The sequence below is a fragment of the Sphingobacteriaceae bacterium genome, assembly GCA_002319075.1.
Lineage (GTDB): Bacteria > Bacteroidota > Bacteroidia > B-17B0 > Aurantibacillaceae > Aurantibacillus.
The window spans coordinates 3,342,693-3,362,060 of sequence record NVQB01000001.1 but is presented as its reverse complement, the minus strand read 5'-3'; the positions used below and the strand labels follow the sequence as shown (position 1 = coordinate 3,362,060).

The window sequence follows — 19,368 nt, the reverse complement described above, 5'->3', positions numbered from 1 at the left end:
ATTTAGCCAATAAAGGTAACAAAAAATAGGCCACACCTTGTGTTTAATTTGGAATTGTTAAACTGTGCTCCATTATGTCATAAAGAATGACAAATCTGGAAGAAAGTGAATTGTTGAAAAGACATTATTGCCGATTAAAAATTTACACGATCCAGATGGTTATGGGGACAAAAAAAGGTAATAACCGCCTAATTATCAATTTTTTAATCTAAAATTGGGAAATATAGTGCAAAATGATATATTTGCACCCTTAAATTAAAAAATTTTACTGTAGAAATTTACGATTATGCAAAACAAAGGTGCGATTAAAATATTTGCCATCCTCTTAGCTCTGGCCTGTATTTTTTATTTATCATTCACGTGGGTGACCAATAATGTAGAAAATGATGCTAAAGCTTATGCCGAGAATATATCAGGCTCCAGTAAGTATGCTTCAGAAACCGAAGATTTCAGAAAAGACCTGGAGTCTAAGCTGGCTGATCGTTATTTAGATTCAATGAAAAAGATTACCGTATATGATATCTTCATTGCGGATTATACATACGAAGAGGTTAAAAAGAACGCTATTAATTTAGGTCTCGATTTACGTGGTGGTATGAACGTTACTTTGGAGGTATCTGTGATGGATATCATCAAAAATTTATCTAACGACAACCAGGATCCTGCCTTCAAAATGGCTTTAGCCAATGCGCAGAAAGAACTTGGCGTTAAGAATAACGACAGCTACATTACTTTATTCGAAAGAGAATACAAAAAAATTGCTCCAAACGGGCGTTTAGCACCATTATTCCAATCCATAGAGAATAAAAGCAAAATTGCTTACAACGCAAGCAATGAAGAAGTAATTAAATTTATTGATGAGCGTGTAAACGAAGCTATCGGTAATGCAGAAAAAACTTTCCGTAGTCGTATTGACCGTTTTGGTGTAACACAACCAAACATTCAGAAATCAGAACAAAGCGGACGTATTTTGGTTGAATTACCTGGTGTAAAAGATAAAGCACGCGTGCGTGAATTATTGCAAGGAACAGCAAATCTTGAATTCTGGGAAACTTACGAGAATGGTGAGATTGCTCCAATGTTAGATAAAGCGAATACTGTTATCAGCAACGCTTTATATGCTGCAAAAAAAGACAGTGCTACTCTAACTACTGATACCAGCGCAGTGAAAGTTGGCACTACGGTACCTGTAACCACTTCAACCGCTGCAGTTGTTGCAAAAGGTGATTCTATAAAACCAGATACCGCTGCTGTAAAAACAGGCTCTGTTAATCCTCAGGATACCGCTATTAAAGGGTTCCAAAAACGTGTGCCTTTATATGCTTTCTACCAGAATGTATTACCGTTGGTTCCTTTAAAAGGACGTGTAACGGTAGATAAAGATGGCAAACCGGAAAGATATGCAGAAGGAGCTTGTGTTGGTATTGCAACTTCTCGCGCTGATACAGCAAAAGTGAACGCTTATTTACGTATCGCAAAATCTAAAAACGTCTTCCCTTCAAAATTAAAATTCATGTGGGGTTCTAAAGAAGTTGAGCAAAAAGATGAAGAAGGAAGAATTGTTGGAAGCTACTTTGAATTATTCGCTATTAAACAAACAGGAAGTAACGGTAAAGCTGCATTAAGCGGAGATATTATTACCGATGCCCGTAAAGATTACAACCAGCAATCAGGTGGTGTGCCATTGATCAGCATGAGCATGAACAATGAAGCTGCTCAAAAATGGGCTAAGATTACCCGTGATAATGCTAAAAAATGTGTGGCTGTAGTAATGGATAACATGGTTTATTCTGCTCCACGCGTAAATGGTGAAATTACAGGCGGCCAATCTCAAATTACCGGAAACTTTACCGATGCTGAAGCTGACGCCTTAGCTGCAATTTTAAGTGCTGGTAAATTACCTGCTCCTGCTCACATTGTGGAAGAGAGTATTGTTGGTCCGACTTTAGGACAAGAAGCTATTGATTCAGGTTTAGTGAGTTTTGTGATCGCATTACTGGTGATCCTTGTATTCATGTGGTTATATTACAACAGATCTGGTCTTGTAGCCAACATTGCGCTCATCGCCAATATGTTCTTTATTATGGGTATCCTCACTTCTCTGGGTACTGTATTAACTTTACCTGGTATAGCCGGTATCGTATTAACCATTGGTTTAGCGGTGGATGCGAATATCCTCGTATTTGAACGTGTGCGTGAAGAACTTGCTTTAGGAAAAAGCACTGCCCTGGCTATTAAAGAAGGGTTTAAACATGCAATGTCTTCTATTATTGACTCCAACGTTACTTTAGCCATCTTAGCTGTTATCCTTTACGTTTTTGGTTCTGGCCCGGTACAAGGTTTTGCTGCTACTTTATTTATCGGTATCTGTACTTCATTATTCTCTGCGATTTTAATTACACGTGTTATTTTTGAATGGATGCTAGAACGTAAAATGGAAATTCCATTTGATAATTCTATGACCCGTAATGCTTTCAAAAACCTTCACTTTGATTTCGTAGGGAAACGTAAAGTATACTACGCAATTTCTACTTTAATCATCATTCTAGGTGTTGTTTTCTACTTTAAAAATGGTGGTTTAAACTTAGGTGTTGACTTTAAAGGTGGACGCACTTACCAGGTTCATTTCGATAAAGACATGAACACAGAAGATATTAAGAAAGCTTTAGAGCCTGTTTTTCCGGATGCTGCGCTTGAAGTAAAAAGTATTGGTGCTGGTACTTCAAATAAAGCCAAGATTACAACGACTTACCGTGTAACAGATAATAATCCAAATGCTGATGCTGAAGTAGATTCTTTATTAAGCAAAGGTTTGTCTACACTCAATGTAGGATTTGATGTTCCTCAACAACAAAAAGTAGGACCTACAATAGCTACTGATATCGTTTACGGTGCTTATGGAGCTATCTTATTCTCTTGTTTAATGATGTTCTTATACATTGTTGTTCGTTTCCGTAAATGGCAATATGGTTTAGGTTCGGTTGTGGCTTTATTCCATGACGTGTTAATCGTATTATCCTGTTATACAATCTGCGACGGACTTCTTCCTCTTGAAATCGGCCAGGATTTTATTGCAGCCATCTTAACGGTAATGGGTTATACCATGACTGAAACGGTTGTTGTGTTCGACAGGATCCGTGAAAGATTAAGAGACAGTGGTAAAGATGACGCGTACGGTGAAGAGCGTAATACGTTAATTAACTACGCGTTAAACAGTACATTAAGCCGTACTATTTTAACGTCGTTAACTGTATTCTTCGTACTCTTGGTTATCTTCATTTTCGGTGGAGAAAGTATCCGTGGTTTCATCTTCGCTTTATTAATCGGACGTGTAATCGGTACTTATTCATCATTGTGTATCTCTACTCCAATAGTTGTAGATTTCGACAAGAAAAAATAATTTGTAATTCTCTGAAAAAAACCTCTCTAAGTATAGAGAGGTTTTTTTATTTAAACTATTAAGCAATGAGCAAACCCTGGGTAGGTTATATAGCGGTAGGACTTCTTTTTCTTTCCGGAATTTTTGAATGGCTTGGTGGCTATCCGAAACTTGGAATTTTTATCATGGTAATGTCTATTGTGAGTTTTTTTATCCGCATTTATTTCATCAAGAAGATCGATGGAACCGGTAAGGATAATTAACTACAGTCCCGAATACCAGGGTAGCATCGATCAGATGATGAAAGGAATAGAGAAAGAATTTCCTTTACCTATTACATCACCACAATCAACACGTATTAATGAAGTATATCATTTAGAAGATCAAAAATTCTGGTTGGCTTTACATGAACAAAAAGTTGTTGGCACTATTGGATTGAGCTTGTTTTCGAATGGCGAAGCGGTTCTTAAACGCATGATGGTGGATAAAGCATACCGTGGAAAAGGATTTGAAACAGCTTCCTTACTTTTAACTAAAGCGCTTGACTGGGGCAAAAAAGAAGGTTATAGTAAAATTTATCTTGGAACTATGGATCAGTTTTTAGCTGCTCAGAAATTTTATCTTAAAAATGGATTTAAGGCAATTACCAAAGATCAGTTGCCTAAAGACTATTCTCCCAATCCAATAGACACTCTATATTATTTCAAAAATTTACTGCCTTAGTTTTTTACATCTGGGCTTGGCAGCTTGCATTTGTGAAGCTGATTTTTGTTTCCACGTTGTTGGGTTAAAAGGGTTTGCACTCACGTCACAAGTAAACTCAGAGGCCACTTAAACACATAAAAAAAGTCCCTTTCGGGACTTTCTTATCTTAATAAAACGACTAATCTCTTTCGTCGCTTATTTGATCAGCCTTCATTCCTTTTGTGTCAAACACAAACATAGCGTCCGGCATCTCAGTGTTCGTTTTCATGGTTTTAATATCATACACCTGGGTGCCACCATCTTTCATCATCATCTTTAACTGGACAATTTGTTTTTTGGCTTTGTTGATGAAAAGTTTAACGGTAAAGAATTTTTTCTTCTCTGGTTTCACCGCTGGATACAGATCTATCACGTGACATGGCACCGTAGCAACGGTTTGCTCTTTGTCGTATTTGTATTTGTAACCCGATTCGTACATCGTAAAAATTGTACTGGGATTTTGCTCTTCGTTGTTCGGATCAAAATTTTTAATCGTCACTTCTTTAGCGTCCTTGTTATAATTCCACAATGTTTTTCCATCGCAAACAATAGTAGTACCGGGAATGTCCAGTTTAAATTTTTGACCCTTTAACTGAAACTTCCAGCTTTGAGGTTTGTCCACCACTTTTTTATCCTTATCGTAAATTGTAAAAACTACGTCAGCACTAACGGTTTTGTAAGCTTTAGTACTTTTGCTTACTTCATCCAGGATGGCTTTAGCTTTAGGATCTTGTTCCTGTGCGTTTAAAAACAGCGTTGTGCTTATAAACAGAAGGGAAAGTAATTTTTTACTTCCATTTTTTAATTTAAACTTCAGGCCTTCGTGCATCTTCGATTTCATAGTTTATTTGTTATACCAATAAGACGTGTAAAGATAAAAAAGGTTTAATAATTAAACTAACTTCCCGATTTGGGTAAAAAATTAGGAAAGCCCTGCTATACAGGGCTTCCAGGCATTATAAAACGATTCAGATCTTTAGCGATTTCTTAATTTTTGCAAAATTTCTTCCATTTGCGCCATATCTTTCACCAGAACTTCCCTGGCCTTGGAGCCTTCGAATGGTCCTATAAACCCTGCAGCCTCAAGTTGATCAACTATACGCCCCGCACGATTATAACCTAATTTTAATTTACGTTGTAAAAACGAAGCACTGCCTTGTTGAAACTGGACAATTAATTTGGCAGCTTCATCAAACATTTTATCACGTTCACTTAAATCCACTTCTTCTTTTCCTAACTCACCTTCTTCTCCAACATATTCTGGTAAAAGGAAGGCGCTCGGATATGCGCGCTGATTACCTATGAACTCGGTAATTTTCTCCACTTCAGGAGTGTCTACAAAAGCGCATTGAATACGGATCAAATCATTTCCTGTGCTTAATAACATGTCACCACGACCAATTAACTGATCTGCTCCACCCGAATCTAAAATAGTACGGCTATCAATTTTACTTGTCACCCTAAATGCAATACGCGCAGGAAAATTGGCTTTTATAGTTCCTGTTATAATATTTACTGAAGGACGCTGCGTGGCTATTATTAAGTGGATTCCGATAGCCCTTGCTAATTGAGCAAGACGCGCAATTGGCGTTTCAACTTCCTTACCCGCCGTCATGATCAGATCGGCAAACTCATCCACTACTAAAACTATGTAGGGAAGGAATTTATGTCCGTCGTTTGGATTTAATTTGCGGTTAACAAATTTAGTATTGTATTCTTTGATGTTACGTACCTGGGCATCCTGCAGCAAGGCATAACGGTTATCCATCTCAATACAAAGAGAGTTGAGTGTGTGAATTACTTTTGTATTGTCTGTTATGATAGCATCTTCAGAGTTTGGAAGTTTCGCTAAGAAGTGACGTTCAATTTTATTAAACAAAGTTAACTCCACCTTTTTAGGATCTACCAAAACAAATTTTACCTGTGCAGGATGTTTTTTGTAGAGCAGAGAAACCAATACTGCATTTAAGCCCACAGATTTCCCCTGGCCAGTAGCACCCGCCATAAGCAAGTGAGGCATCTTGGCAAGATCGGCAATGAAAATTTCGTTGCTGATTGTTTTTCCTAAAGCTATAGGGAGTTCAAATACCGAATTATTGAATTTTTCTGACGCCAGAATGTTTTTCATCGGAACCATTTCGGGGTTCTGATTCGGCACCTCAATACCAATGGTTCCTTTCCCTGGAATAGGGGCAATGATACGAATACCTAAAGCTGCTAAACTTAAAGCGATATCATCTTCCAGGTTTTTAATTTTACTGATGCGCACACCCGCGGCTGGAACAATCTCGTACAAAGTAACTGTGGGACCAACAGTAGCCATGATCTTATCGATCTCGATACCGTAATTTTTTAGCGTATTCAGAATTTTATTTTTGTTCGCTATCAGTTCTTCCTGGTTTACTTTGCTGTGAATATTACCGTAATCATTCAGCAATTCGAAACTTGGAAACTGGTAAGAACCCAGATCAAGCGTTGGATCGTATTCACCAAATTGTTCTACTAATTTCGCGGCCTTATTTTCATCTTCAATAACTTCACCATCTCGTGCCGGCGGAGCAATTACCAATTCAGGTTCTCCCTTAGGCTCTGTATTTATTATCTCGCCGGCAGTGCCGGTAAGGTCCATTTGATTTTCAGCTAACGGTGGTTCTTGCACATTAACACCTGGTTGTTCCTGAACAATGGGAGTTGAAGTCATTTCTTGCGTGGTTGACAAAACTTCAAATCCAACATCTTCGGATTCTTCTTTTATAATTTCGGGTTCGGCTTGCTGACTCTCTTTTTTTGTAATGACTTCAAAATTCAGAAGTTCTGCTTCTTCTTCTGGGGTTAGTTTAGCGTCTCTTAATTCATTGAAAGAACTATTAAACTCTTTAACGGGGGTAGCAGATTTAAAGCTGGAGGTAATTTCTTCTTCCATTTGAACATCTTCTTCAACCACTGCTTTAGCAGGAAGTTTGAAGGAAAGGTTAATGCTCAAGACAAGGAAAGTAAGCATAGAAAATGCTATAAGCGCTATTAATCCGAAGCTTCCAACATAGTTTACAATTTTGGCATTCATAAAATAACCAAAACCTCCACCCATAAAAAATAATTTTTCAGAGAAGATGTAAGAAAAAACCAACGAACTCCATACCATAAAAAATAACCATTTGGCATTGAAAGAGCCTACATTGATGAGCTTACGTTGAACGACTTTTTGCAATCCAAACATGCATAACACCGGAACAAGAATAAATGAGGATACACCGAAACCTTTATACATGAAGAAATGTGAAACAAGAGCGCCAAATTTCCCAAGCCAGTTTTTTACTTTTGTTTCTGGTAAAAAAAGATCTTCTCTGCTTCCTAAAACTTTGTCCTGGTCTACATCCCAGCTGGTGAAGTAAGAAACAAATGCAATAGTGAGGTAAGCAGAGAAAAGGATCAGCAGCAAGCCCATAATTTTCTGAGTACGTTCGTCTTTGTAAAAAACAAGAAATTGTTCGAAACGCTTACCCAAACTGATTTTTTCTTTTGATTTTTTTGCACCGCCAGCCATTGGGGATGGTTCAGGTGTAGGCGCAGACTTAACCTCCGCCACTTTAGGCATTGATTTAGGTTTATTTTTCCGTTCGTTGGTTTTTTTTTCCACCACATCTACAATATCGTTCTGTTCAATCGAACGTTCATCACTATCCAAGAGCGTTTCGGCGGTATCGCCTCCTCTGAATTTATTCTTTTTTTCTGCAGCCATTATCCTTTAAATATAGAAGGAATGCCTTCATTTTTTTGGCTGGAATTTCAATGTTTTAAACCACCGGATGTTAATCAAAAAAGCCTTAATTTTACCGATTACAGCTAAATCCCGCGCTTTATGTCTAAATTATTTTTCATCTCTTTTGTTTGTACTTTTTCACTTCTTCAATCACAGGTTATTGATACTACCTGGTTAAGACAGAATTACACGAAAAAAGAAGTATCCATTCCGATGAGAGACGGTATAAATCTTTTTACAAGCATTTACACTCCAAAAAACACCACCGAAAAGCATCCTTTCCTGATGGTGCGAACACCTTACTCGCTTGCGCCCTATGGCGGCAAATTTTCGCCTTACCTGATCTCCCATTATTCAAATTATGTTAAGCAAAATTATATCATTGTAATGCAGGATGTGCGCGGATGTTACATGAGCGAGGGAACTTTTGTGGATGTGCGTCCCTTTATTGAAAATAAAAAATCGAAAAAAGATATTGATGAGGCCAGCGACACTTATGATGCCATTGACTGGTTGATAAAAAATGTTCCGGGAAATAATGGCAATATTGGCGTTTCAGGAATTTCGTACCCGGGATTTTACAGTACTATGGCTGCATTGAGCGGACATCCCGCTCTAAAAGCTGTTAGTCCGCAGGCGCCCGTAACAGAGTGGTTCCTGGGAGATGATTTTCACCATAATGGTGCCTTTGCATTGATGGATGCTTTTTCATTTTATTCTGGATTCGGAAAGCCGCGTCCAAAGCCTACCACACAGCATGCATCAGGCTATCCCATTCCGGAAAAAGACAATTATAATTTTTTTCTTAAGCAAGGGGCTATTAAAAATTTTACCAGGTTAATGGGCGATAGTATTCAATTCTGGAACGATCTTATGACTCATCCTGACTATGATGATTTCTGGAAAGCAAGAGATGCAAGGCGCGCAGTAAAAACTATCAAACCGGCTGTTCTTGTTGTTGGAGGTAATTTTGACGCGGAAGATTGTTATGGCGCTTATAATTTGTACAAGGCTATCGAAAAACAATCTCCTTCTACAAACAACAAATTAGTGATGGGTCCTTGGTACCACGGGGGATGGCACCGTGCTGATGGAAGTTATTTAGGAAACGTGCGCTTCGGCAGTAAAACCTCTGTTTATTACCAGGATAATTTAGAGTTTCCTTTTTTTAATTATTATTTAAATGGAAAAGGGGATGCCAACTCTATCGCAGAAGCAACTCTATTTTTTACTGGAGAAAATAAATGGCGGACCTTTGAGAGTTGGCCTCCAAAAACAATTGAATACAAACAAATTTATCTCAACACTAACCACACTTTATCATTTACTGCTCCATCATCGTCTAGTTCATTTTCAAAATATACCAGCGACCCTTCTAAACCTGTTCCGTATTCGGAAGGTGTGCATCTAAAAAGAACACGCGAGTACATGATAGATGACCAGCGCTTTGCAGCAAGACGTCCGGACGTTTTAGTTTACGAAACAGAGATTCTCGAAAACGAATTAACCCTGGCCGGTGCTATCACTGCTGACCTTAAAGTGACGATAAATAGCACAGATGCGGATTTTGTTGTAAAACTTATCGACGTATTTCCGGATAATTTTTCTTACGATACATCTGTTTGTTGCCAGGGCGTGAAGAAAGAAGTAGAAATGGCAGGTTATCAAATGCTGGTACGTGGAGAAATTATGCGCGGAAAATACCGCAACAGTTTTGAAAAACCCGAACCTTTTGATGCAAATAAAATTGAAACTGTAAAATTTACACTACCAGACGTATCACACACTTTTCAAAAAGGTCACAAACTAATGATTCAAATTCAGAGCAGCTGGTTTCCGGTGTTTGACCGCAATCCACAGACATTTATAGATATTTACAAGTGTAATGATTCTGATTTTAAAACTGCAGAAATACTAATTTTTCACCAGGCAGGTTCTGCGTCCTCAATCACCTTACCTGTATTGAAATAATGATACAACAAATCAGTACATACATACTTCTTGCTTCAGCACTTATTTTTTTAGTCTACAAATTTTTTATTCCTAAAAAGAAGAAGAGCGGAGGAGATAAGAATTGTGATAACTGCAGCTGATTTAATTTATGCAAACGGAAATATGTTCCAAAAACGCTTATGAAAATTCTTAGTACCGATCATCTAAAAGCACTCGACGCATTCACTATTGAACACGAACCCATAAAGTCTGCAGATCTTATGGATCGGGCCGCGCGGGCTTGCGTGCGTCGTATCGTGAAGCTAACCAGTCTTGAAGACGTAATTTTTGTTGTTTGCGGAAAAGGCAATAATGGCGGCGATGGACTCGCCATTACACGCCAGTTAAACGAACAAGGCTATAATGCAAGCGCATTGGTAATAAACTACACAGATAAATTCAGTAGTGATGCACAACATCATTTTGATTTATTGAAAGAAAAATTTCCAGAAAAAATTTCCCAAATAAAATCATTGGACGAGCTCAAGGAAAAATTAACTACCAGAAATTGTATTTACATAGACGCCCTTCTAGGAACCGGCACAAACAAAGCGGCTACAGGACTTTTAGAAGATACGATCACTTACCTCAACGCCAGCGGCAGTAAAATTATCAGCATCGATGTTCCAAGTGGTTTGTACGCAGATAAAAGTTCTTCCGAAAATAAAACAATTATTCACTCTACACTTACGCTTACTTTTCAGTTCCCAAAACTTGCTTTTCTTTTTGCTGAAAATAAAAATTATGTTCCCGAATTTGAAATTATCGATATCGGACTTCATCCACAAGGCATAGCGCTTCAACAAAGTAATTTTTACTATATCACCAAAGAAGACGTTTCTTCGCTTATGAGACCAAGATCAAAATTTTCTCACAAAGGAACTTTTGGTCATGCGCTTCTTTTAGCAGGCAGTAAAGGGAAAAGCGGCGCGGCAATTATAGCTTCTAAAGCTTGCTTAAGAAGCGGAGCAGGTTTATTAACGCTGCATTCGAATAAAGAAACATTAAACGCACTCCTGCAACATTTACCCGAAGCGATGACAAGCGAGGATGAAAACACAGACCGGATTTCCGGAATCGAAAGTCCTGAAAAATATGATGCCATAGCATTTGGTCCTGGTGTAGGTTCTCACGAAGATACGCAAACAGCATTAAAAAAAATTCTCAGTTACTCTGCCGGAAAATTACTAATTGATGCAGACGGCTTAAACATTCTTTCTGAAAATAAAACCTGGTTAAATTTTTTACAACCCGGCACGCTATTAACCCCACATCCAAAAGAATTCGAGCGTCTCACGGAAAAACACAGCGACGACTTTGAACGACTTAAGGCAGCAAAACATTTCTCTTTAAAATACAATTGTATTTTAATTTTAAAAGGAGCGCATACAGCTATAGCCATGCCTGATGGCAATGTGTTTTTTAACTCCAGTGGAAACGCAGGCTTAGCTAAGGGTGGTACTGGTGATGGATTAACCGGTATTATTCTTGGTCTCCTGAGTCGCGGCTATCCGGCACCCCAGGCAGCATTGATCGGAACTTTTGTACATGGATTTGCGGCGGATTTATGTGTAAAAAAGAAAAGCAAAGAGAGTCTTTTGATAAGTGATGTGATTGAACAATTACCAAAGGCGTTCAGGAAACTGGAAGTATAATTCTAAAAAGAAATTCCCACATTAAAGCCAAAACCATTCGGCCTGTAGTTGGAGAGTTTTGTTGGCGAAGCTTTGAAATAGTTTGTGAGTGCATATTGAAAATAAGGACTGAATCTTAAACCGGATTTTTTGCCCAATTGATAATCAATAAATACAAAAGAGCGCGAACCAAGTGCGATCATTCTGAAATCAGAGCTTTCCACTACGAGACGACCCAGATCGGTATCAGGGTTTAATAAAAAACCTAAACCTGCTTTTAAGCTTTCGGTACTTATAAAGTCGTAGGAACATCCACCATAAAAACTGAAATAGCTTCGTTTTACCAGCGCTTTATACTCATAGTAATTTGCAGTGCCATCGGAAGTCATTCCCGTTTGATTAAATCCTTTATTATTAATTCCGAAGCCGTAAGTGAAGGCGAATTTTGTGAGGTCCAGGCTTTTTTCCTGAATTTGCGCAGCGCCCTTAGCGTGTTGCTCCATGAGGAAATTAAGATCAAAAAATATAGCGCTCGTTTGACGTGTAGGAAAACCACCATCCTCAAACTTATAACATTCTAATAGCCCGGCAGAATTCGTCCGATGGAAACCCATATTTATATAACGCTTTTTATTTTGAGTCTGAGTCATCCCCAAAAAAGGAACTACAAGACCTAAAACAAAAATGAAGCGATAAAACATCTCAGACTCTTTGGTTCTATCTAAGATACTAAATATTATGTCTCTTTGTCTTTTTCTTTATAGATGTAGGTAATGGTTATTTCATCTTTAGACTCCGGAGCAATTAAAGGTGGCGCTTGCACCTCCTGCCATGGCAAATCCGTTGCGTCGTCTTCCTCTTCGTTCCATTGGTGCACTCTTTTTTGAGGGCCCTCTTTTCTATAATTAAATGCTACAAGAATTCCGGCAATCATTCCAAAAAGATGACCTTCCCAACTAATTTCCTCTTTTATTGGAAAAATACCCCAAACAATTCCCCCATATAAAAATACAACGAGTGCAGAAACAACCATCAAACGTAAGTGCCTCCTGAATACTCCGCTAAAAAATAAAAATCCGGCAAGGCCATACACTAAAGTGCTTGCACCAATATGGTAAGTCGGATAATTAATAGTGTTCCTGCCACCCAACCAGAGCCATATTCCGCTAATGAGCCAGATCCATAAAAAAACAGGCTTTGCTATTTTTTTATAGAAGTAAAACAACATCATTCCCAAAACCAATAAGGGAAGTGTATTTGAAACGATGTGACTTAAATTGCCGTGAATAAAAACGGAAGTCACGATTCCCGGGAGACCCATTTTATTGCGGGGAAGCACACCTAAATTCGTAAAATTATACTGTAGTGTATTTTGCATCCAGAAAACAATCCAGATGAAAATAACAAACAGCAAAGGATAGAAAAGCGTACTGTAAATTTGTTTTGCTAAATAATTTTTCACCTAATAAAATTGCGAAAAATTAAATTTAGAACAAGGTTAAAAAAGCTTTAGCACTACTTTTTGCGCATAGAGATAACCGGAAGCATGATACGCGTTAACCATTTTGCGGGATCTTTTTCCTTTTCAGGATCGGTGATATAAAATTCACGCATAGGTCCGCTTTCAATTAAATCATTTTTCTCACAGTACTTCTTAATTTTATCATAAGCAGCAAATAGATTGCTGTACGGCCCGTAAAAATTATAAACCAGCATTTGTGAAGCTTCGAGCACCACTATGTTGCAACGCTTAGGTTGAACAGTTGGAATACGTTTAATAAAAAGCGTGCTTTCGAATTTAAAATTTTTAAGACTATTGTTGTAGGTGATCATGCCTATTGGACCGTTCACTTCGGCGCCTACAGCAACCATCTCCTCTTCAAGAGTCGCGAAGTTTCGCTGAAGCACCGCCGATACCTGCCCGGTCTGTGCTGAATCTGTTATACTTAATACCAGCATCTCCGGCACATGGTAAACTCCTACCGGTCCATTAGCAAGATCAAACTCCGTTACATTATTGGCGAAGGAAGTAGTATCCGTGATTTTTTTTTCGACTACCGGAACCTCTTGTTTTTTTATTTCCGTATCTGCGTCGTTTTCATTTCCGCAAGAAGAGATGAGAATACAAATCGCAAAACCAAGAAGCGTGCTTTTAAAAAAATCCATTTTAATTTGTTTTGCCAGGATAAATTTTCAGAGCCTCTTCCAAACAAGTCATTGCACCTTTAAGATCCTCTATTTTTAAAACGTATGCAATTCTTACCTCATCGGAACCAGCACCCGGAGTAGAATAAAAACCCGTTGCAGGAGCTAGCATGACAGTTTGAGACTGGTAATTAAAATCTTCCAGTAACCATTGACAAAATTTATCGGCATTGTCAATCGGCAATTTGGCTATACAATAAAAAGCACCACTCGGCTTAGGACAAAAAACGCCATTCATTTTATTTAATGATTCAATAACAAAATCACGACGCGCTACATATTCCTTTTTCACTTCCGCAAAATAAGATTTAGGTGTATCCAACGCAGCCTCTGCTCCTATTTGTCCGTAGCTTGGAGGGCTCAAGCGCGCCTGAGCAAATTTCAAAGCTGCAGACATAATTTCCTTGTTCTTGCTGATCATAGCTCCAATGCGTGCGCCACAAGCACTGTAACGTTTACTGATAGAGTCTAAAAGGATAACGTTCTCTTCAATTCCCTCCAGGTGCATCACGCTAACGTATTCTTTTCCATCGTAACAGAATTCACGGTAAACCTCATCACTTAATAAAAACAGATCGTGTTTTTTTACAAGATCACGCAGCGCTTCCAGTTCCGCCTTTGTATACAAATAACCCGTCGGATTTCCCGGGTTACAAATCATAATTCCTTTTGTTTTAGAAGTGATTTGTTTCTCAAACTCTGCAATGGGAGGAAGAGCGAAACCAGTATCAATAAAACTACGGATCGGTTTAACAACCACGTCAGCAGCCTTACTAAACCCATTATAGTTAGCGTAAAAAGGCTCAGGGATAATGATTTCATCACCGGGATTAAAACAGGTTAACAAAGCAATTTCAATAGCTTCGCTACCTCCGCAGGTAATGATCACATCGTTCTGATCAATGTTAATATTATATTCTTTGTAGTAGCCACACAATTTTTTACGGTAACTTTCATTGCCGGCACTGTGACTGTACTCCACTATTTTCATGTCTGCATTTTTCACCGCGTCTAAAAAGGAAGCAGGCGTTTCAATGTCAGGCTGACCAATATTTAAGTGATAAATTTTAGTTCCCTTTTTCTTTGCAGTTTCTGCGAAAGGAACAAGTTTACGGATTGGAGAAGCCGGCATTGTTGTGGCTTTATTTGAAATAGAAGGCATGGATGTTAGTGTATTTTTAGGTCACAAATATAGGTAAAACCCCCAGATTTCGAAGGTAGTCAGTCACTGATTTCACAGATTTCACGGATTAAAAAATAATTTACTTTGAGATTCTAAATAATAAGTCTCAGGGCACGCCACCTGAAGATTTGCGAAATAAAAGTTGAAACGAATTTGATTTTTAAAAATCAGTCTGCAAGAGCATTCGGTGATCCAATAGCTATCGCAGCTGTGTTACTGGCGACAAAAGCAAAATACAGGCACAAAAAAACCACAGACCTCACAGCTTGCAAATTAAAAATCTGCGTCCTCTGTGAAATCTGTGGCCAGTTTATAGTGCGATATTAAAATCTACTTTTTCCGAAACCCTTTTTCTTCTCGCCACCGAAAGATGATTTTTCGCGATCACCTCCACCGCTGTTGAAACTAGATCCTGGTTTTCTCGGACGTCTTTCTCCACTGCCACGTTTTTCTCCACCACCGAAACCACCTTCACGTTTTTCTCCACCACCGAAGCCACCTTCACGTTTCTCTCTGAAACCACCGCCACCTTCGCGACCTTTGTAGCCACCGCCGCCACCGTAGCTTCTTCCGCCACCGCCGCCGCGTCTTTCTCCACCATCACTGCTTCTTCCGCCTTCTTTCATTTTACGGTTACTTACCTCTAACGAAATTTTGCGGTTATTAAATTCAAGATCTGCAGAATTTAAAGCCATAAACGTATCTACGAGTTTACTCTCAGTTTCAAAGAAAGAAAAACTGCTTTTTACGTCTACATTAAACACCATACGCTGTTGTAACTTTACAGCGTCTGCTAAGAAATCTTTTAAACTATTAATGTTAAAGCCATCTAAAGCTCCCATATTCACGAAGAAACGCGTTGTTCTGCTATTTCCGAAAGCGCCATCAACAGCACCTTTCACGATATTTAAATCAGGAGCGTTGTCGTAGTATTCGTGGAAACGGTTAAATTCTTCACTGATCACCCGTTTAATTAATTCCTCTTTAGTAAGGTCTTTTAATTCTTCGTAGATAGCAGGTAAGAAACTTTCAATCTCTTCATCTTTTACTTCTACGTTGTGTAATTTATGTACTAAGTTAAAAAGTTGTTTTTCGCAAACTTCTAACCCATTTGGTACATCTTTTTTCTCGAATTTCTTTTTGATGATACGTTCGATGTCTTTTACTTTACCACTGTCTTTCGGCGTGATAATAGCTATGGCAATTCCTGATTTCCCTGCACGTGCAGTTCTTCCTGTACGGTGAGTGTAATTCTCAACGTCTTCAGGTAAATTGTAATTGATCACGTGAGTTACATTATTCACGTCAATACCACGGGCAGCTACGTCCGTTGCAACTAACATTTGTAAAGTTTTACTGCGGAAACGTTTCATTACAAAATCACGTTGACTTTGAGAAAGATCTCCGTGTAAAGCATCTGCGCTGTAACCATCCTTTATTAACGAGTCAGCAACTTCCTGTGTTTCTGCTTTTGTACGACAGAAAACAATTCCAAAAATATCGGGATAAAAATCGGCAACACGCTTTAAAGCTAAATAGCGGTCGCGTGGACTAACTACATAATAAATATGCTCTAAATTATCAGCACCTTCATTTTTCTTACCTGTGCTTAATTCAGCAGGTTTGCTCATGTAAGTTCTTGCAATACGCTCAACCTCTTTAGGCATTGTAGCGCTAAACAACCAGGTGTTTTTTTCTTTTGGGGTTTCTTTTAAGATAATATCTAAATCATCTTTAAAACCCATGTTCAACATTTCATCAGCCTCATCGAGAATAACAACCTGAACAGTGCTTAAGTTAATAGCACGACGCTCGATCATATCTATTAAACGGCCTGGTGTTGCGGCAACAACTTGTACTCCACGTTTAATGTCTTTAATTTGTCCGTCAATACGTGCACCACCATAAATAGCAGTTACACCAAAGCCTTTCATATATTTCCCGTAATTTTTAATGTCGTTGGTAATTTGAACACAAAGTTCACGGGTTGGCGCTAAAATTAACGCCTGAACTGTTTTATTATCACAATCGATTCTGTTTAGCATTGGTAAACCAAATGCAGCTGTTTTACCAGTACCTGTTTGCGCGAGGGCAACTAAGTCTGTTTTTTCTTTACCTAATAAAGCAATGGTTTGTTCTTGTATGGGCGTAGGATTTTCGAACCCTAAGTCCGTAACAGCTTTTATAAGGTCGCTGTTGAGACCTGATTCTTGAAAAGTCATTTTTTAAATTTTAAATTAATACATTAAAGCCATAAAAAATCCCGCTTTAATGCTTCATGCCGACGAAAACAGGCGAGATAATTTTAAGATTAAGAGTGCAAATATACGCTTTTTATCTAAATTAACAGTAATAGCACTTTTTAAAAGGATTTGCATGCTTTATTTTATAATTTTGTAACGTTTTTATGAAACATCATTACGCAATTATAATGGCTGGAGGGGTTGGTACCCGCTTTTGGCCAATGAGTACTACGCAGCATCCCAAACAATTCCTTGATATTTTAGGTACTGGTGAAACTCTTTTACAACAAACCTACAAACGGGTTTCTAAAGTTTGTCCTAAAGAAAACATATACGTTGTTACCAGCGCCTCTTACGAAGAACTAGTGGCTGAGCAATTACCTGAACTTTTAAAAGAAAACATTCTTTGCGAAACTGTTCGCAGAAATACCGCACCATGCATTGCCTACGCTTCTTACAAAATTCACAAACGCGATCCTAAAGCCATAACGCTTGTTGCACCGAGTGATCACCTGGTAAAAAAGGAAGATACTTTTGTTAAGGCCTTACAGTCTTGTTTTGAAAAAGCAGAACGCAGCGATTGCTTAATTACACTGGGAATTAAACCTACGCGCCCTGATACGGGATACGGGTACATTCAATTTATTAAAAGCGATGTAGAAGAAAAAGATAAGCGTATTCACAAAGTTAAAACGTTTACCGAAAAACCAAATGCCGAAATGGCGAGTTTTTTTATGGAAAGCGGTGACTTTTTATGGAATTCAGGCATTTTTATCTGGAGCACTCAAAGCATCATCAATGCACTTGAAAAACACGATCCAGAACTAGCTAACGTTTTTAAAGAAGGCTGGGATTTTTACAATACCGACAAAGAAGCCGAGTTTATAAACAGAGCCTACGCAACCTGCAAAAATATTTCTATAGACTATAGTGTTATGGAAAAAGCTGATAATGTATATGTGCGTTCAAGTATTTTTGGCTGGAGCGACCTTGGTACATGGGGAAGTCTCTATACTCACATTCCAAAAGACGAAAACAAGAATGCTCTTGTGGGTAAAAACATTATTACATATGGTTGTAATAATTGTATTGTTTCTGTTCCAAAAGACAAACTTGTAGTTTTACAGGGTCTTGAAGATTATATAGTAGTAGAAAGCGAAGGCATTTTAATGATTTGTAAAAAACAGGACGAGCAGCAGATTCGCAATTTTGTAAACGACGTTAAAGTAAGCAAAGGAGAGAAATTCGTTTAGCCTTCAAAAAAGGCGCGCTGCCACAACTAATTACTACTACCTTTCTAACACTCTTTTAACACCCTTCCTCTTTTAGCTGGTGCTCAGGTGTGAACCGAAAAACTAAAAACATTTACATAAAAAAAAGGAGGGCTTTCGCCCTCCCCTCTTCTGTTGGAGAATATCGCCATTAAGAAGATACGCCGGTTAAAGAGTATAACGATTCAAAATCATTTATATAAATACTTTTTCCATCTGTGCGGATAAAATTTTTGGTTTTAAATTCTTTTAAAGTCCTCACAAGATTTTCCAGAGAAGTTCCTGTGTAACTTGCAAGATCACTGCGGTTAACTTTGATCTCAGCCTCATCGCTTATTTGTCCTGGCAATTTATATTTATCATTTAAAACCAATAAAAAATAAGCCAGCCTTTCTTTAATACTTTTCTGAGCAAAAATATTAATGCGGTTAACCAATACTGTAAATTCGTGACTAACGCTCTGCAGAAAAAGAGAAGATAAACGTGCTGAATTTGCAAGCACATTGGTAAAATGTTCTTTTTCAATAAAAAGGATTTTGCAATCTTCAAGGGCAACGGCCGTTACAGGATGTTTTCCGTTACACAAAATTGGCCTGTGTCCAAAAAGATCTCCTGACGAGTAAATAAAAAATATCTGCACCGTACCATCAACATTTAGTTGCGATACTTTTACTTTGCCACTCAAAATAACATAAACTCCTTTTGGAACTTCACCCTCGGTATAAAGGATGGATTTTCTGGTAACATGCATTGTTTTTGCCTGAGATTCCAATTCAGTTCTTTCTTTTTCAGGAATTGTGTCAAGACGCATACCTGAATAAAAGTGGAAATAATTTAAGTTGTCAGCGATTTTATTTTTAATTAAAGTATTCATTGTAATTTTGTTAGGTGGTTTACGTATAAAGTCTATTTACACATATTATAAGAGCAACACTGGAAGACGAAAGGCACCTGCCA

General features: G+C 38.1%; 13 protein-coding genes. 5 read left to right on the top strand and 8 right to left on the bottom strand.

All coding sequences use genetic code 11. The features are described 5' to 3' along the window. The first annotated feature begins 286 nt into the window (after positions 1–286). Together CNR22_14515 and CNR22_14510 are read left to right on the top strand one after the other, a co-directional pair. A complete protein-coding gene (locus CNR22_14515) occupies positions 287–3,400 on the top strand; it encodes a protein translocase subunit SecDF (protein ID PBQ32935.1) in 3,114 nt (1,037 codons plus the stop codon). A 219-nt stretch (positions 3,401–3,619) separates the two neighbouring features. After that, positions 3,620–4,102, top strand: a complete 483-nt coding sequence (locus tag CNR22_14510) for a GNAT family N-acetyltransferase (protein ID PBQ32934.1) — start codon at positions 3,620–3,622, stop codon at positions 4,100–4,102. A gap of 160 nt (positions 4,103–4,262) precedes the next feature. Here CNR22_14510 and CNR22_14505 read toward each other — a convergent pair whose 3' ends face one another. Next, positions 4,263–4,964 carry a hypothetical protein gene (locus tag CNR22_14505; GenBank protein ID PBQ32933.1) on the bottom strand — a complete coding sequence of 234 codons (702 nt, stop codon included), beginning with the start codon at positions 4,962–4,964 and terminating at the stop codon, positions 4,263–4,265. Between the two features lie 135 nt (positions 4,965–5,099). Then, the gene (locus CNR22_14500) at positions 5,100–7,667 is read right to left on the bottom strand and encodes a cell division protein FtsK (GenBank protein ID PBQ34914.1); all 2,568 of its coding nucleotides are present in this window, start codon (positions 7,665–7,667) and stop codon (positions 5,100–5,102) included. Between the two features lie 315 nt (positions 7,668–7,982). Between CNR22_14500 and CNR22_14495 the strand changes: the two genes are divergently transcribed. Together CNR22_14495 and CNR22_14490 are read left to right on the top strand one after the other, a co-directional pair. Beyond that, positions 7,983–9,854: an X-Pro dipeptidyl-peptidase gene (locus CNR22_14495; protein PBQ32932.1), complete on the top strand. Its 1,872-nt coding sequence runs from the start codon at positions 7,983–7,985 to the stop codon at positions 9,852–9,854. Between the two features lie 161 nt (positions 9,855–10,015). Further along, positions 10,016–11,530 carry a bifunctional ADP-dependent NAD(P)H-hydrate dehydratase/NAD(P)H-hydrate epimerase gene (locus CNR22_14490; protein ID PBQ32931.1) on the top strand — a complete coding sequence of 505 codons (1,515 nt, stop codon included), beginning with the start codon at positions 10,016–10,018 and terminating at the stop codon, positions 11,528–11,530. A gap of 2 nt (positions 11,531–11,532) precedes the next feature. Here CNR22_14490 and CNR22_14485 read toward each other — a convergent pair whose 3' ends face one another. The 5 genes from CNR22_14485 to CNR22_14465 form a co-directional block, all read right to left on the bottom strand. Beyond that, entirely contained in the window at positions 11,533–12,210 is a 678-nt protein-coding gene (locus CNR22_14485) for a hypothetical protein (GenBank protein PBQ32930.1), read from the bottom strand. Between the two features lie 35 nt (positions 12,211–12,245). Continuing rightward, positions 12,246–12,887, bottom strand: a complete 642-nt coding sequence (locus CNR22_14480; protein ID PBQ34913.1) for a rhomboid family intramembrane serine protease — start codon at positions 12,885–12,887, stop codon at positions 12,246–12,248. A gap of 137 nt (positions 12,888–13,024) precedes the next feature. Next, positions 13,025–13,675 carry a hypothetical protein gene (locus CNR22_14475; GenBank protein PBQ32929.1) on the bottom strand — a complete coding sequence of 217 codons (651 nt, stop codon included), beginning with the start codon at positions 13,673–13,675 and terminating at the stop codon, positions 13,025–13,027. 1 nt (position 13,676) lies between these two features. Next, a complete protein-coding gene (locus tag CNR22_14470) occupies positions 13,677–14,876 on the bottom strand; it encodes an aspartate aminotransferase (GenBank protein PBQ32928.1) in 1,200 nt (399 codons plus the stop codon). Between the two features lie 344 nt (positions 14,877–15,220). Then, positions 15,221–17,119, bottom strand: coding sequence for an ATP-dependent RNA helicase (locus CNR22_14465; GenBank protein PBQ32927.1), 1,899 nt, complete (start codon positions 17,117–17,119; stop codon positions 15,221–15,223). Between the two features lie 185 nt (positions 17,120–17,304). Here CNR22_14465 and CNR22_14460 point away from each other — a divergent pair, with 185 nt between their 5' ends. Further along, complete coding sequence (locus tag CNR22_14460) at positions 17,305–18,393, top strand: mannose-1-phosphate guanylyltransferase (GenBank protein PBQ32926.1); 1,089 nt, start codon at positions 17,305–17,307, stop codon at positions 18,391–18,393. Positions 18,394–18,562: 169 nt separating this feature from the next. Here CNR22_14460 and CNR22_14455 read toward each other — a convergent pair whose 3' ends face one another. Beyond that, complete coding sequence (locus CNR22_14455) at positions 18,563–19,285, bottom strand: hypothetical protein (GenBank protein ID PBQ32925.1); 723 nt, start codon at positions 19,283–19,285, stop codon at positions 18,563–18,565. Positions 19,286–19,368 lie beyond the last annotated feature (83 nt).